This window comes from Halorubrum sp. FL23, assembly GCF_052439115.2.
GTDB lineage: Archaea > Halobacteriota > Halobacteria > Halobacteriales > Haloferacaceae > Halorubrum > Halorubrum persicum.
In genome coordinates this window covers 1-12891 of record NZ_JBQVRO020000002.1, presented here as the reverse complement: position 1 = coordinate 12891, position 12891 = coordinate 1, and the positions used below count along the sequence as shown (strand labels likewise).

16 protein-coding genes, 1 tRNA gene and 1 pseudogene are annotated in these 12891 nt (G+C 69.2%); 10 read left to right on the top strand and 8 right to left on the bottom strand.

Annotation, left to right across the window (positions count from 1 at the left end):
* Positions 1-100 precede the first annotated feature (100 nt).
* From ACT4MF_RS02125 to ACT4MF_RS02115, 3 genes are all read right to left on the bottom strand, one after another.
* Complete coding sequence (locus ACT4MF_RS02125; RefSeq protein ID WP_444681587.1) at positions 101-622, bottom strand: PGF-CTERM sorting domain-containing protein; 522 nt, start codon at positions 620-622, stop codon at positions 101-103.
* Between the two features lie 25 nt (positions 623-647).
* On the bottom strand, positions 648-1355 hold the full coding sequence (gene radB, locus ACT4MF_RS02120; protein ID WP_444681586.1) for a DNA repair and recombination protein RadB: 708 nt from the start codon (positions 1353-1355) through the stop codon (positions 648-650).
* 192 nt (positions 1356-1547) lie between these two features.
* Positions 1548-1754: a cold-shock protein gene (locus ACT4MF_RS02115; protein ID WP_004595330.1), complete on the bottom strand. Its 207-nt coding sequence runs from the start codon at positions 1752-1754 to the stop codon at positions 1548-1550.
* Positions 1755-2103: 349 nt separating this feature from the next.
* Here ACT4MF_RS02115 and ACT4MF_RS02110 point away from each other — a divergent pair, with 349 nt between their 5' ends.
* The 6 genes from ACT4MF_RS02110 (at position 2104) to ACT4MF_RS02085 (ending at position 5851) form a co-directional block, all read left to right on the top strand.
* Positions 2104-2799 (top strand): SCO family protein, encoded by a 696-nt coding sequence (locus ACT4MF_RS02110; protein WP_444681585.1) that lies wholly within the window; start codon positions 2104-2106, stop codon positions 2797-2799.
* Positions 2796-3341, top strand: coding sequence for a TlpA family protein disulfide reductase (locus ACT4MF_RS02105; RefSeq protein ID WP_444681584.1), 546 nt, complete (start codon positions 2796-2798; stop codon positions 3339-3341). The genes ACT4MF_RS02110 and ACT4MF_RS02105 overlap by 4 nt, the downstream gene beginning before the upstream one ends.
* Before the next feature lie 16 nt (positions 3342-3357).
* Positions 3358-4023: a cytochrome C biogenesis protein gene (locus ACT4MF_RS02100; RefSeq protein ID WP_444681583.1), complete on the top strand. Its 666-nt coding sequence runs from the start codon at positions 3358-3360 to the stop codon at positions 4021-4023.
* Between the two features lie 95 nt (positions 4024-4118).
* Positions 4119-4775, top strand: a complete 657-nt coding sequence (locus ACT4MF_RS02095; RefSeq protein ID WP_444681582.1) for an AIM24 family protein — start codon at positions 4119-4121, stop codon at positions 4773-4775.
* 45 nt (positions 4776-4820) lie between these two features.
* The gene (locus tag ACT4MF_RS02090; RefSeq protein ID WP_444681581.1) at positions 4821-5015 is read left to right on the top strand and encodes a hypothetical protein; all 195 of its coding nucleotides are present in this window, start codon (positions 4821-4823) and stop codon (positions 5013-5015) included.
* Complete coding sequence (locus ACT4MF_RS02085; protein WP_444681580.1) at positions 5012-5851, top strand: glycerophosphodiester phosphodiesterase; 840 nt, start codon at positions 5012-5014, stop codon at positions 5849-5851. The genes ACT4MF_RS02090 and ACT4MF_RS02085 overlap by 4 nt, the downstream gene beginning before the upstream one ends.
* 69 nt (positions 5852-5920) lie before the next feature.
* On the opposite strand, the gene ACT4MF_RS02080 is transcribed toward ACT4MF_RS02085, so the two are convergent.
* Positions 5921-7276: a sodium-dependent transporter gene (locus ACT4MF_RS02080; RefSeq protein ID WP_099254360.1), complete on the bottom strand. Its 1356-nt coding sequence runs from the start codon at positions 7274-7276 to the stop codon at positions 5921-5923.
* Positions 7277-7470: 194 nt separating this feature from the next.
* Between ACT4MF_RS02080 and ACT4MF_RS02075 the strand changes: the two genes are divergently transcribed.
* Positions 7471-8859 (top strand): NAD(P)/FAD-dependent oxidoreductase, encoded by a 1389-nt coding sequence (locus ACT4MF_RS02075; RefSeq protein WP_099254361.1) that lies wholly within the window; start codon positions 7471-7473, stop codon positions 8857-8859.
* 33 nt (positions 8860-8892) lie between these two features.
* On the opposite strand, the gene ACT4MF_RS02070 is transcribed toward ACT4MF_RS02075, so the two are convergent.
* Positions 8893-10014 carry a M24 family metallopeptidase gene (locus tag ACT4MF_RS02070; RefSeq protein WP_444681579.1) on the bottom strand — a complete coding sequence of 374 codons (1122 nt, stop codon included), beginning with the start codon at positions 10012-10014 and terminating at the stop codon, positions 8893-8895.
* 169 nt (positions 10015-10183) lie between these two features.
* Between ACT4MF_RS02070 and ACT4MF_RS02065 the strand changes: the two genes are divergently transcribed.
* From ACT4MF_RS02065 to ACT4MF_RS02055, 3 genes are all read left to right on the top strand, one after another.
* Positions 10184-10258, top strand: a tRNA-Val gene (locus ACT4MF_RS02065).
* A 117-nt stretch (positions 10259-10375) separates the two neighbouring features.
* The gene (locus tag ACT4MF_RS02060; protein WP_444681578.1) at positions 10376-10723 is read left to right on the top strand and encodes a 4a-hydroxytetrahydrobiopterin dehydratase; all 348 of its coding nucleotides are present in this window, start codon (positions 10376-10378) and stop codon (positions 10721-10723) included.
* A gap of 136 nt (positions 10724-10859) precedes the next feature.
* Complete coding sequence (locus tag ACT4MF_RS02055; RefSeq protein ID WP_099254368.1) at positions 10860-11342, top strand: hypothetical protein; 483 nt, start codon at positions 10860-10862, stop codon at positions 11340-11342.
* A 71-nt stretch (positions 11343-11413) separates the two neighbouring features.
* Here ACT4MF_RS02055 and ACT4MF_RS02050 read toward each other — a convergent pair whose 3' ends face one another.
* From ACT4MF_RS02050 to ACT4MF_RS02040, 3 genes and pseudogenes are all read right to left on the bottom strand, one after another.
* Positions 11414-12319 (bottom strand): ATPase, encoded by a 906-nt coding sequence (locus ACT4MF_RS02050; RefSeq protein ID WP_099254369.1) that lies wholly within the window; start codon positions 12317-12319, stop codon positions 11414-11416.
* The gene (locus tag ACT4MF_RS02045) at positions 12316-12645 is read right to left on the bottom strand and encodes a DUF5827 family protein (RefSeq protein WP_099254370.1); all 330 of its coding nucleotides are present in this window, start codon (positions 12643-12645) and stop codon (positions 12316-12318) included. The genes ACT4MF_RS02050 and ACT4MF_RS02045 overlap by 4 nt, the downstream gene beginning before the upstream one ends.
* A 150-nt stretch (positions 12646-12795) precedes the next feature.
* Positions 12796-12891 (bottom strand): annotated as a pseudogene (locus ACT4MF_RS02040) (superoxide dismutase); the annotation flags it as partial.

Genomic DNA, 12891 nt, shown 5'->3' with positions numbered 1-12891 from the left:
TCTTCCGACCGACTCCGGCGTTTCGCCGCGACGATCTCGCTGCCGTCGCCGTCTCCGTTTTCGCCTTTTCTGCCCCGATCAGACGGTCGACGAGCGACCGCTATCCGCCGCGTCCACCGCGCCGTCCGGCGAGGAGCGACGCCGCGAGGGCGGCGAGGACGCTGACAGCGGGACCGAAGCCGGGGGCTCCGTCCGTCGAGCCGTCTCGGCTGGTGGTGTCGTCGCCGCCGGACTCCCCGTTCGTCGACCCATCCGCATCATCGTCTCCCTCCGCTGTCCCGATCTCGTCGTCGCCGCTCGCCGGCTCGTCCTCGACCGGCTCGGTCTCGCCGCCCGTCGGGTCATCCGTCCCGTTGATCGGCCCATCCGTCTCGTTGGTCGGATCCTCGGTCTGGTTCGTGGGTGCCTCAGTCTCGGTCGTCGGCTCGTCCGTCTCGTTTACGGGGCCGTCGACGGTCGGCTCGCTGTCACCGCTGGAGGGGGCACCGCCTCCGCCGCCTCCGCCACCGCACCCGGCGCGACAGCGGCGACGAGCAGACAGACGACGAGAAGGACCGCGACGGCGGTCACGAATGAGAACGGCGACTGGTCGCTCACTACCAGTTACGTCGGCGGGGCGCACATAACTCTCACGCCGCGCGCGACGCTTACGCGTCCGTCCCTTCGGCGAGTCCGTCGCCGACGATCCGGAAGGTGGCGGTGTCGCCCGCGGGCTTCGATCGGTGCTTTTCGAGCGTTACCCGGCGGTTCCCGCCGCGGAACCGGTCGACGCGGACGATCGCGCCGGTCCAGTGGTTGAGGGTGTTACCGCCCAGCGCGCGGTCGCGGTCGCTGTCGGGGTCGGTGAACACCTGATTCGTGATGACGACGGCGATGTCGTGCCGCCGGGCCAGCGACAGCAGGTGAGTCACCTGCTTTGCGACCTTCCGGAGCGACTGGCCGCCCTCGGTGTCGCCGGCGCGCTCCAGACGGTAGAAGCCGGTCGCGGAGTCCAACACGATCAGCTCGACCTCCTCCGCGAGCTCCTCGGCGTCGCGGACGGCCTCGCGCTGGTCGTCGAAGTCGTACGCCTCCGAGATCACCAGCCGCGAGGCGATCTCCTCGACCGTCTCGTCGGCGTCGGGGCGGTCGGCCCGCCCCGCGGCCATCTGCTCGAACCGGTCGATCGAGAGTCCCTCGGTGTCGATGTAGAGCGCGCGGTCGCCGCCCGCCGCGACCTCGACGGCCGCGGCGAGCGCGAGGTTCGTCTTGCCGGCCGCGGGCGGGCCGTACACCTGCGTGACGACCCCGCGCTCGAACCCCCCGCCCAACAGGTCGTCGACCGGCCGACAGCCGGTCGGGATCGGATCGCTCACTACTCGCGAGTTCGCTCGCACTCGTATTTAAACGGTCGATCGCGTCGCTCGTCGGAGCAGAGGCGCTGTCAGAGCGCTCGCGTCGCTCGTCGAGAGTTGCTACGTGTGAAAGAAACGGAGATGGCGTCGATCACGTCGATCGACAGCCGAGATCCGGTGTTGCGTGCGGACGCGCCGTCCGCGACTTGGGGGTTAGTTGCGGACGAGGTTCGTCGCGCGCGGTCCCTTGGGGGACGATTCGATGTCGAACTCCACTTCCTGACCCTCCTCGAGGTCCGGGCCGCCGACGTCTTCCATGTGGAAGAACACGTCTTCGTCGTCGTCGAGGTCGCCGTCGTCAGTCGAGATGAAACCGTAGCCGCCAGTGTCGTTGAAGAAGTCAACCTTACCGTTTGCCATTGCAAACAAACGTACTGCCCGTTCGGGGATAACCCTTGCGAGGGTCACGGTACCATGACCGTTGCAGTCGGTGCGAACCGGCGGCATCCGCCGAAACGCCGGTCGTTTCGGGGGGTTCGGCGCGGTTCGTTACGCACATCTACCCGTCACGGCTCGCTGTTGTCACTTGTTGGTGTGGCTCACGACAACAGACATCCAAGTCGTCCCGCGAGAGCCAGTTTCGAGTGCAGCCGGCGGCGACGCCGGTGGCGACCGACGAACGGGACGCACGACCGCGCTCGTCTGAGTTCAGCGCGTGCCATCAGCCGCGGGGTTCATTTACGCGCGACCACGTAGGTCCGGTAACGACATGGATCGCCGTACCTACCTCCGCTCGCTCGCCGCCACCGGCGTCGCCGCCGGCATGACCGCCACGGCCGGCTGTGCTGGGGTCCTCGGCGGCTCCGGCGCTGAAGGGACGATCCTCGGTCCGCCGGAACAGGACCTGAGCGAGGCCGTCCACCCGAGCTACGGCGACGAGATGCCCGACTTCACCGTCCCCGATCCGATCGCGGGAGAGGCGATCTCGATCTCGGAGTTCGAGGGCGACCGAGCCGTGCTGTGGACCTCGTTTTACACGAGCTGTCCCGACGGCGTCTGTCCGGCCCTGATCCTCCGGCTCCGGCGCGCACAGGAGTACGCCGCCGAGCAGGGGTTCGGCGACGAGGCGGCGTTCCTCCCGCTCACGTTCGATCCCGAGCGGGACACGGCAGACGTACTCCGCGAGTACGCCGCTCAACAAGCCGTCGACCTCGACGCCGGCAACTGGCACTTCCTGCGCCCCGAGAGCTACGAGGCCGGGAAAGAGCTAATGATGGACAACTTCGGGTTGAAGATCGAGAAGACCGACGGTGAACAGTACGAGGGGTTGGAGTACGCGTTTCCGCACTACGGCCTCATCTTGCTCGTCAACAAGAGGGGGATCGTCGAGCGCGCGTACCCGAGGGGGCCAAGTACGGACATCGAGACGCTCGTGGACGACTTCGAGCGGGTGGTCACCGCGTGAGGCGCCGAAACCTTCTCGCCGGACTCGCCAGCCTCGGCGCCCTCGGAGGGGCCGGCGCGGTCGCGAGCGGGCGCGCCCCTGTCGCGCTCGGCGGCGAGGGCGCCCGCGACCCCGTCGATCCGGTGACGCTCGACACGGTCGAGGCGCCCGGCAGCCGCGACGGGGAGGTGACCATCCCGGCCCCCGACCGGCCCACGTTCGTCGACTTCTTCGCGACGTGGTGTGCCCCCTGCGTCGAGCAGATGCCCGACCTCGTCGAGGCGCACGATCGGCTCGGCGACGAGGTGTTGTTCGTCTCCGTGACGCCGGAGGATGTCGGCGGAGCGGTCAGCGAGGAGGCGGTCGCCGACTGGTGGCGCGAGAACGACGGCGACTGGCTCGTCGCCGCGGACGTGACCGCCGAGCTCGCGGCTCGGCTCAACGTCGGCGGCTACCCGAGCGCGCGCGCCATCGACAGCGCGGGGCGGGTCCGCTGGGCCACCTCCGGGACCCACACCACGGAAGAGCTCGTCGACGGCATCGAGAGAGTGCTCGACCGATGAAGCGGCCAGCCCGAGCATGACCGACGTCTCGCTCGCGACGAACCTCCCGTTCGCCGTGACCGCGGGGGTCGCGACCTTCTTCTCGCCGTGTGCGTACCCGCTGTTGCCGGGGTACGTCGGGTTCTACGTGAACTCCGTCGAGGCCGACGAGGCGTCGGTGACCGGAGCGGGGGTCCGGGGGATCGCGGCCGCGATCGGCGTGCTCGCGACGTTCGCGCTGCTCGCCGGCGCGACGGTCCGGGTCGGGCAGTCGACGCTGTCGAACATCGCCGTCTTCGAGACGCTCGTCGGCGGGCTGCTCGTCGCCTTCGGGCTCCTCGTTGTCGCCGGGCGGGCCCCCTCGATCTCCCTGTCGCTGCCGAAGCGACGCACCGGCGTCCTCGGGTTCGGGCTGTTCGGCGCGGGGTACGCGCTGGCCGGCGCCGGCTGCGTCGCGCCCATCTTCCTCGCCGTGATCGCCCGCGCCATCGCGCTGCCCGGCGACGCCGCCCTCCTCGTCCTCTCGGTGTACGCCGGCGTCGTCGCGGTCCTGATGGCCGCGACCACCGTCGCGACGGGCGTCGGGCTGGTCAGCAACGCCAACCGGGTGATGGCGCACGCCGGCCTGCTGAAGCGGATCGCGGGCGCGGTGATGGTCGTCGCGGGCGTCGGCCAGCTGTATCTCTCGCTCGTCGTCTACTGACCGCTCCGCCGGCGTCCCGTTGGCCGACCCCCATCTTCATATTCGATGGCGAGGAATAGCCGCCTAGCCGAACCGACGCGTTCGGTCCCCAAACCATGGATCTCGATCAGTTCACCTCCGAGAACGCACCGACAGACAGCGCGGAACCGTTCCAGCGCGAGAACAGCTACACCTTGGACGTCGACGTCGACGGCACCGTGATGGCGAAGGCCGGGTCGATGATCGCGTACACGGGCGACATCTCGTTCACCGGGAAGGCCTCGGCCGAGGGCGGACTCAAGGGCTTCCTCAAAGAGGCGACGACGGGCGAGGGGACCCCCATCATGGCCGTCGAGGGCGCCGGTCACGTCTACTTCGCGGACGACGGCAAGAAGGTGCAGGTCGTCGAGCTCGAGGCCGGCGAGTCGATCACGGTCAACGGCGAGGACGTGCTCGCGTTCGACGAGTCGCTCTCCTACGAGATCAGCACCATCGACAGCCTCGCCGGAGCGCTCGCCGGCGGCTTCAGCAACGTCTACCTCGAAGGACCGGGCTACGTGGCGATCACCACCCACGGCGACCCGATCGTCTTGGAGCCGCCCGTCGCGACCGACCCGAGCGCGACCGTCGCGTGGGGCGGAACCTCTCCGGACATCGAGGTGAACCGGAGCCTCTCCGACATGATCGGTCAGGAGTCGGGCGAGCGCTACCAGATGCGGTTCGACGGCCCGGACGGGTTCGTCGTGGTCCAGCCGCGCGAGGAGCACGTCTGAGCGCGACGGCCATCTTTTTGCCTCGTGGCTCCGAGCCGCCGATCGATGGACGAGCGGGCAGCGCCCGACAGCGTGTCCGATTCGGCGGACGCGCCCCGAACTGAGGGAGCGGGGCGGGATCGCGACAACGACGACGGAGACGACAGCGACGCGAAGTCGTCGGACCCGTTCGCGCGGGCCAAGTCGATCGGCACCGAGGCTGTCGGCGCCGTCGTCGACGCGGTGCTCGATGCGATATGACCCGGACCGTCGACGGCGAGCCGCTCCTGTTCGCCCACCGCGGATTCGCCGGGGAGAACCCCGAGAACACCGTCGCCGCGGCTGAGGCGGCCGCAGGCGTCGAATCGACCGCGTGGATCGAGATCGACGTGGTCCCCACCGCCGACGGCGACCCGGTGGTCTTCCACGACGCGGCGCTCTCCGGGCGAGGCGGTCCGCCGGGCGCTCCCGACGACCGCGGACTCACCGACGAGACCGGCGTCGTCTGGGAGACCGACACGGAGACCGTCACCGCCGCCGAGGTCCTCGACAGCGGGGAGACCGTGCCGCTCCTCGGCGACCTCCTCGACGCAGTGCCCTCTCACGTCGGCGTGAACGTCGAACTCAAGAACCCCGGGATAGACGCCTCCCTGCTCCGCCCCGACGAGGCGCTCGGACCGGACGCGCTGGCGGAGCTAAAAGGGGTTTGGCGCCCGTTCGTCGACCGGGTGGTGAACGTCGCCGAGCGGCGGGCGAACGACCTGCTGGTCTCCTCGTTTCACGAGGCCGCGCTCGCCGCGACCCGAGAGGTGTCGGAGTATCCGGTCGCACCGCTGTTCTCGGAGTCGATCGGCGACGCGCTGGCGATCGCCCGCCGACACGACGCGGCCGCCGTGCACCCCCCGATCGACGCGATTCGGGGAGCACCGTGCTTCGACGCGTCGCGGTTCGGCGATGCCGACGTGGTCGACGCCGCGCACGACGCGGGACTCGCGGTGAACGTCTGGACGGTGGAGACGTGGTACCAGACCGACCGGCTCGCGGCGGCCGGCGTCGACGGGGTGATCGCCGACTACTCGACCGTGCGAGAGCGGTGAACGGGGAGGCCGTGAACGCGGGAGGAGAAGTTGCCGAAATCGGGGAGGGTGATGGGTGTCGCAGTCCGCTTATCGCGCCGCCAGCCAGTCCGCGAAGCTCCCGGTGAGGAAGTCGGCGTAGTCGACGAGCCCGAGGTACAGCGAGACGATCACGACGATCACGATCGGGATCCGGACCGCCCAGAGCCACGCGTCGCCGAAGCCGCCGAGGCTGCCGATCCCTTTCTCCAGTTCGTCGCGGGCGAGGTCGGGAATCACCCACCCGACGAACAGGGCCAACAGCAGCGAGCCGAGCACGAGCAGGATGCCGTCGGCGAGCTTGTCGTACAGGTCGAGGAAGATCAGGTCGATAGTCACCGGCACGCCGAGGAGGAAGACGGCGACGCCGACCGCGACCGATGCCGGGATCCGGGCGACGCCGACCTCGTCGATCAGGTACGAGACGAGCACTTCGAGAATGCTGATCGCCGACGAGAGCGCCGCGATCCCGACCATGCCGAAGAAGACGACGCCGAGGATCCGGCCGCCGGGGATCCCGGCGAACGCCGACGTGAGGCTCACGAAGATCGCGCCGGGACCGCCCGTCCCGGGCTGGATACCGACGGAGAAGAGCACCGGGAAGACGACGAAGCCGACGAGGACGGCGACGAGCGTGTCAAGCGATGCGATGATGCCGGCGTCAGCAGCGAGGTTCCGGTCCTCGCCGAGGTAGGAGGCGTAGGTGATCATCACGCCCATCCCGAGCGACAGCGTGAAGAAGGCCTGCCCGGCGGCGGCCGGCAGGATCTCCGTCCAGTTGGCCGCGATCGTCCCGAAGTCGGGCGAGAGGTAGTAGCTGTACGCCGCGGTCGCGCCGTCGAGCGTGAACCCGTACGCGGCCAGCCCGAGGAGCAGCACCACGATCGCGGGGACCATGATCTTCACGCTCAGCTCGATGCCGCGCCTGACGCCGGCGGCGATGATGCCGATGACGAGCACCATGAACACGGCGTGGAACAGGAGCGTGTCGAGGCCCGTCGAGACCGTGCCGAACAGCGCGTTCGCCTCGGACGGATCGGTGAGCGTGAATCCCTCGGTGATGCCGATGAGGGTGTACCGGAGGAACCACCCCGCGACGACGCTGTAGTACGACAGGATGATGAAGCCGGTGACGACGAACAGCCAACCGGCGTACGACCAGACCCCGCTTCCCAGCTCCCGGAGCGCACCAACGGGATTCAGGTCGGTCCGGCGACCGATGACGAACTCGACGAGGATCGCCGGGAACCCGATCAGCGCGACGAACGCCAGATAGGTGATCAGAAACGACGACCCGCCGTACTGACCGGTGATGAACGGGAACCGCCAGATGTTCCCCAATCCGACTGCGCTACCGACCGCAGCGAGGATGAACCCCGCCCGTGTCGCCCATGTCTCGCGTGCCATGTGTGTACGAGACAAAATTCAGGACTGCTAAAAACGTGTCTCTCCGCCGCTCTAACCATTAACCATCGAATATGATCAATTGGTCACCTCTTCTCGAGCGAGCGGTTCGGCGTGTCGCGTCGGCTCCCGATCGGTTTCGCCGTCGCCCCGTCTGGGACCGTGAATTTAATAGCCGAACGGAAACCTCACGGGATATGGAACGCGTAGACGTCGCAATCGTGGGTGGCGGTCCGGCCGGGTCCTCCGCAGCGCACGCGGCCGCGACCGGCGGCGCCGACGCGCTCGTGCTCGAAAAGGGGGTTCCCCGCGCCGACCGCGACCGGCTCGGCCCCGACTCGACCGACGCCGCGGGCATCCTCGACTACTGGGTCGACATCATGGGGATCCACCCCGACGAGTTCGACGAGGGGGTCGTCCAGCGGGAGCTGACTCGCGCGGAGTTCCGCGGCCCGGACGAGTCGGCGACGCTCACGAGCACCGGGATCGACTCCTCGTACGACAACTTCGGCTACACCTTTCAGCGGGCCCGCTTCGACGACTGGCTCCGCGACCGCGCCGAGGACGCCGGCGCCGAGTACCGCACCGGCGTGTCGGTCCGCGGCGTCGACACCGACCCCGCCGTCTCGCCCGGGAGCGACGACCCCCGGCACGTCGTGGAGCTCGCCTCCGGCGACTCAGTCGGCGCCGACTTCGTCGTGCTCGCCGACGGCCCTCAGCGAACGGTGACGAACAGGGTGCTCGACGAGTACCTCCCCGCGGACGCCGCCGCCTCCGACCGCCTCGCGTCCCGGACGGCCAACCACATCGCGTATCAGGAGTACCGCCGCGTCCCCGAGGAGGTGTACGAGGAGGTGAACGACGCCATCGTCTTCTGGTGGGGCGTGATGCCCGGCGAGACCGCTTACCCGTGGATATTCCCGAACGCCGACCGAGTCTGTCGGATCGGGCTCACGATGCCGATCGGCCTCGACATCGACGAGTTCGACCGCGACGCATACGCGCTGCTCGACGCGGACGACGAGTCGATTCCGCAGGGCGGCGAGTACGTCCGCCGCCTCCTCGAGTGGCAGTACGGCGACGAGTACGACATCGACGAGGAGTTCCCCCTCGTCGATGAGGCTGGCAAGCGGAACGGCACCGAGACGTATCCGATCTCCTCGACGCGCCCCATCGACTCGCCGACCGGGGCCGGGATCGCCGTCGCCGGCGGCGCGATGGGCACCACCTCCGCCTTCCACGAGGGGGGCGACCACGTCGCGGTCCGAACCGGCGCGATCGCGGGCGAGCTCGCCGCCGCGGGCGACATGGCCCCCTACAACCGGCGGTGGAAGGAAGCGATCGGCGACGAGATCGTCCGGAACGTGACGATGGCGGACATGGTCGCGGAGTACGGTCCGGACGACTGGAACCGGATCATCGGCGCGGCCGACGCGATGCTCGCGGCGGAGGCCGGCGACGGACTGCTCTCGCACCCGTACCGCTCCGGCTGGGAGTCGGCGAAGCTCTTGGTGGGCTACAAGTGGAACAAACGGCGCGTGAAGAAGCACTACGTCGGCATCGACGAGAGCGAGTACGTCTACTGAGAGCGGGTCGCGCTCTGCGGTTCTCGGAGAGTCCTACCGAATGACCGGCGCGGAGAGCTCCCGCGGGTCGGTCGCGACCCCGTCGACATCGACCGGCTCGACCTCGTGTGTCGGCCACTGTCCCGTCTTGGTCAGCGTCTCGGTCAGATCGGGCGTCACGAGGTGGGTGTCCTCGCTTTTCGCTCCCCGGACGGTCGGATTCCACGCGTAGCCCATCGGCCACCGGACCGGCCGGTCGCTCTCGGGGGTAGCGATCCACTCCCGGCCCGCGAAGCCCGCCGCGCCGCCCTGGTGGTGTTCGCGCCACTCCTCCGCGAAGCCGACGGCCTCGTACGCCTCGCGGATCGCGTCGAACACGTCGCCGGCGGCGTCCGGTCCGTCGGCGTCGGTGAGGTCTCCGGCCGCGGCGGCTTCGGTTGCGGCGATCGCGGTCGCCTCGACGCGGGCGGCCGCGCGGTGACGCTCCTCCAGCCAGTCGGGGGCGTCGAACGCGACGGTGCGTGTCAGGGACGCGTACAGCCCGGCGCGCTCGGCGGTGACGGAGACGAGGGCGTAGTCGCCGAGCGCCGCGTCGCTCGGCGTGAAGTGGCGGTACCGTTGGGCGCGCTCCGCGCCCCCGACGAGCACGACCGGAGTGTCGACGTCGCGGGACGCCAGCGAGATGTCGATGCCGGCGGCGACCTCGTACTCCGGGTCCTCCGGTTCGAGGTTGCGGCAGACGGTCTCGACGGCGGCGGCGGCCTCGCGTCCGAGCTCGCGGTAGCGCTCGACGTCGTCCTCGGTGAGCGGCTGGCGGAGGCGGCTCCCGTCGACGCGCTCGAACCCCGGCACGTCGAAGTCGGCGGCGGCGGGCGTCGGGGAGCGCTCCGCCACGGCCTCGACCAGCGAGTTCGCGTGCCACGGGAACGACTCGACGGCGACGGCGTCGGGGAGTTCCTCGTCGGCGAGCCGGCCCGCCTCGATGTTGTCGGTGATCGCTCTGATCTCGCCGTCGTAGCCGGCGGCGGCGATCCCGGTGTCGGCGTCGGCGTCGACGACGTTGTCGCCGCCGGTGAGCCACGCGAATCCGTTCGGCTTGGCGAACCAGACCGCTTCGAGCCCGCGCTCGGCGAGATACGCGTCGAGCCTCTCGGTGCGGGCGGCGAGATCGACCATACCTGACGACTCTGCCCGAACCAGTAAAACCGGTCGAAACCGCTCCGATCCGCGGGAAACCCCGGCCCGAAACCGGAGAATCGGCTGACTGCGAACCCGTGCAGGCGACCGAAACGAAAGGTTCAATTATGTCCCCCGGATACGAAGAGATGCGTCAGTAAGCCCCTGCGGGTTGGTAGTCTAGTCCGGTTATGACACCTCCTTGACATGGAGGAGGCCGGCAGTTCAAATCTGCCCCAACCCACTTCTACTTCACTCCAGTTCGGTAGCGACCGATGTCCGACCAGGTTGTCGGAGGAGTGACCCTTTTCCCGAGTCGATCCGCGGAAGGTACAAGCCGCTCGTCGTGTAACGGTATGGCATGTCATCACCACTTGCGGACGAGCCGGTCGAGCCCGCAGACGAGGGAGCCGAACCGCTGACCGACGACGAGTACGCTGACCACCTCGCCGAGCTCGGTCCGGACTGGGAGGTCGTCGACGACCACCACCTCGAAGCGACCTACGAGTTCGACGATTTCGCCGAGGCGCTGGCGTTCACGAACGAGGTCGGCGAACTCGCCGAGGAGGAGTGGCACCACCCCGACATCCACCTCTCGTGGGGCGAGGTGGGGATCGAGATGTGGAGCCACGACATCGGCGGGCTCCACGAGTCCGACTTCGTGATGGCCGCGCGGATGGATCGGATCTACGACGCGTACGACGACTGAGTCGTGGGCAGTCGGGAGGGAGACGCCGAGTCGCCGCGGGCGGTCACCGCGTCGCCGTCGACTGGTTACCGAACCGCTCCGGCTGGCCGGCGAGGCAACGAACGGCTTTAAACCCCTCCCGACGGAAGTGGGAGTAATGAGCGCGAACGTCTTCCTGGTCCCGATTGACCCGGAGAACTTCGATCGAACGGTCCGGTCTGCGGTCGACCTCACCGAGTACGACGACCGGCCGGATGACCTCGCCGACCTCGACGAGGCCCGCCTGTGGGCCGTCGACGACGACAGCGGAAACGGCTCGACGTTCGAGCGGATGAGCGAGGGGGACCTCCTCCTCTTCTACCACGACGGCGAGTACCTCGCCACCGGTCGGGTGGGAACCACCTTCGAGGACGAGGACCGCTGGGTCTCCAGCACGTTCTGGACCGCGTTCCCGACGACGCGCGTGTACACCGTCACCGACTTCGCGGCCGTTTCCGCCCCGAAGCGTGCGGTCAACGCCATCTTCGACTACTCCAAGTCGTACACCCCCGGCTTCATGCGCGTCGCCGACAGCCGAGTGAACGCCGATCTTTCCTCGATCGAGTCCGCCATCGACCACTACTCGAAGCGGAACGCCTGATCCGACCGTCGGCGTTCGGCTCCGACCGCCTTCCCGCGCGGATCGGGGACCGACTTCGCTTCGATTCCCCGCTAAACCGCTTCCAACAGCGTCTCGTAGGCGTGCCCGTAGCGCTCCGCGACGCGGGCCGGGTCGCCGCGCTCGTCGCTCGAGAGCGCCGGCAGATCGACGGTCGCCAGCGGCTCGATCATCTCGGTGACGGTTCCGGTGTGCTCCTCCATCGTCCCCTCGCGCGGGCTGCCGGACGCGACCGTCCGCGCCTTCGCGTATCGGTCGCCGGCGTAGACGCGCGCACGACCGGGATCGACGACCGCCACCGCGTCGGGCGCGACCGGCCCCTCTCGCGGGAGCGCCCCGGCGATGTCCGCGTACGACTCGACGACGACGGGCACCGTCGCGGCCGCGACCCGCGCCGCGATCCGGTCGAACGCCGGGAGGTAGTCGGCCGCCATCACGTCGTTGAACGCCGCCACGTCGTCGACTCTGGTGGCCGCCGCGAGCGGGAGTCGGTCGGTGAGGCCGTCGGGGAGGAGTCCCGCCGCCTCCGCCGCCCCGTTGACGACGAACCGGGACCCGTCCTCGGTCGTCACCCGATCGCAGAGAAACGTCCGGTCCGTGTCGCCGAGCATCCCGGTCCGGCCGGGCGTCGGCCGCCAGAGGCGGTGGACCGGATTGATCGACTCCGGGGTGACCGCCTCGGGCCGGCGCCGCTCGTCGGGCACCGGCAGCGAGCGCGTGCTCGCTGCCGCGAGTCGCCGCGCGTCTTTCCCGTAGAGCCGGCCCGCATCGCTCGCGATCCGGTAGTCGTCGTGGTCGTACCAGTAGTCGTTGCCGGCGCGGGGTTTGACGCCGATCGCGTCGCCGGCCCGGTCGGCGAGGCTCGCCACCAACCCGGTCGAGAACGTCGTCTTGCCGGCGTCGACGCGGGCGCCGCCGGCGACGAGGACCACCGTCGCGTCGGATCGCTCCCGGCTCACGCTCCGTCTCGTAGGTCAGCGTTTTCGGCCTCTCCGTCGCTCTCTCCGCCGTCGACGGCGTGGGGCGCGACCCCGTAGTAGCCGGGACCGTCCTCAGCCAGCGGCTCCGCGATCACGAGATCGTCCGCGTGGGTCATCACCCACGGGATCGCCCAGTCGATCAGCACGGCCTCGGTGTCGGGGTCGATCTCGGCGTCGGGCTCCAACTCCTGTAGCAGCCGGGCGATCTCCGGGACCGTGTACATCTGATCGGGCTCGAACAGCTCCGCCGGCTCGTAGAAGTCACACGGATACGTCGCGTCGAACGTCGACTTCGGCTCGGGCATGGGCGCCGCTACGGCGTCGCGTCCGTAAACGCTGCCGATACGGGCGGCGACGAACCACTCTGCGGTCCGGGAGACGGCGCTAACGCTCTGTGGGTCGGGTGCGAAAAAATTCGGGGTTCGACGCGCGTCCGGGCGCGGTCCGGTGGAACGTTACTCGAAGAGTTCGACGGCCTGCTCGTAGCGGGTCGACGGCTCTTCCCAGTCGACGACCTCGAAGAAGTTGTCGACGAACTCGCCGCGGGCCGG

What these genes read in the sequence shown, in the direction of transcription:
- ACT4MF_RS02070 (WP_444681579.1), bottom strand. Translation starts at nt 10,014, where the DNA reads ATGGTCGATCTCGCCGCCCGCACCGAGAGGCTCGACGCGTATCTCGCC.
- ACT4MF_RS02060 (WP_444681578.1), top strand. Translation starts at nt 10,376, where the DNA reads ATGTCATCACCACTTGCGGACGAGCCGGTCGAGCCCGCAGACGAGGGA.
- ACT4MF_RS02115 (WP_004595330.1), bottom strand. Translation starts at nt 1,754, where the DNA reads ATGGCAAACGGTAAGGTTGACTTCTTCAACGACACTGGCGGCTACGGT.
- ACT4MF_RS02045 (WP_099254370.1), bottom strand. Translation starts at nt 12,645, where the DNA reads ATGCCCGAGCCGAAGTCGACGTTCGACGCGACGTATCCGTGTGACTTC.
- ACT4MF_RS02100 (WP_444681583.1), top strand. Translation starts at nt 3,358, where the DNA reads ATGACCGACGTCTCGCTCGCGACGAACCTCCCGTTCGCCGTGACCGCG.
- ACT4MF_RS02075 (WP_099254361.1), top strand. Translation starts at nt 7,471, where the DNA reads ATGGAACGCGTAGACGTCGCAATCGTGGGTGGCGGTCCGGCCGGGTCC.
- ACT4MF_RS02110 (WP_444681585.1), top strand. Translation starts at nt 2,104, where the DNA reads ATGGATCGCCGTACCTACCTCCGCTCGCTCGCCGCCACCGGCGTCGCC.
- ACT4MF_RS02095 (WP_444681582.1), top strand. Translation starts at nt 4,119, where the DNA reads ATGGATCTCGATCAGTTCACCTCCGAGAACGCACCGACAGACAGCGCG.
- ACT4MF_RS02055 (WP_099254368.1), top strand. Translation starts at nt 10,860, where the DNA reads ATGAGCGCGAACGTCTTCCTGGTCCCGATTGACCCGGAGAACTTCGAT.
- ACT4MF_RS02090 (WP_444681581.1), top strand. Translation starts at nt 4,821, where the DNA reads ATGGACGAGCGGGCAGCGCCCGACAGCGTGTCCGATTCGGCGGACGCG.
- ACT4MF_RS02085 (WP_444681580.1), top strand. Translation starts at nt 5,012, where the DNA reads ATGACCCGGACCGTCGACGGCGAGCCGCTCCTGTTCGCCCACCGCGGA.
- ACT4MF_RS02080 (WP_099254360.1), bottom strand. Translation starts at nt 7,276, where the DNA reads ATGGCACGCGAGACATGGGCGACACGGGCGGGGTTCATCCTCGCTGCG.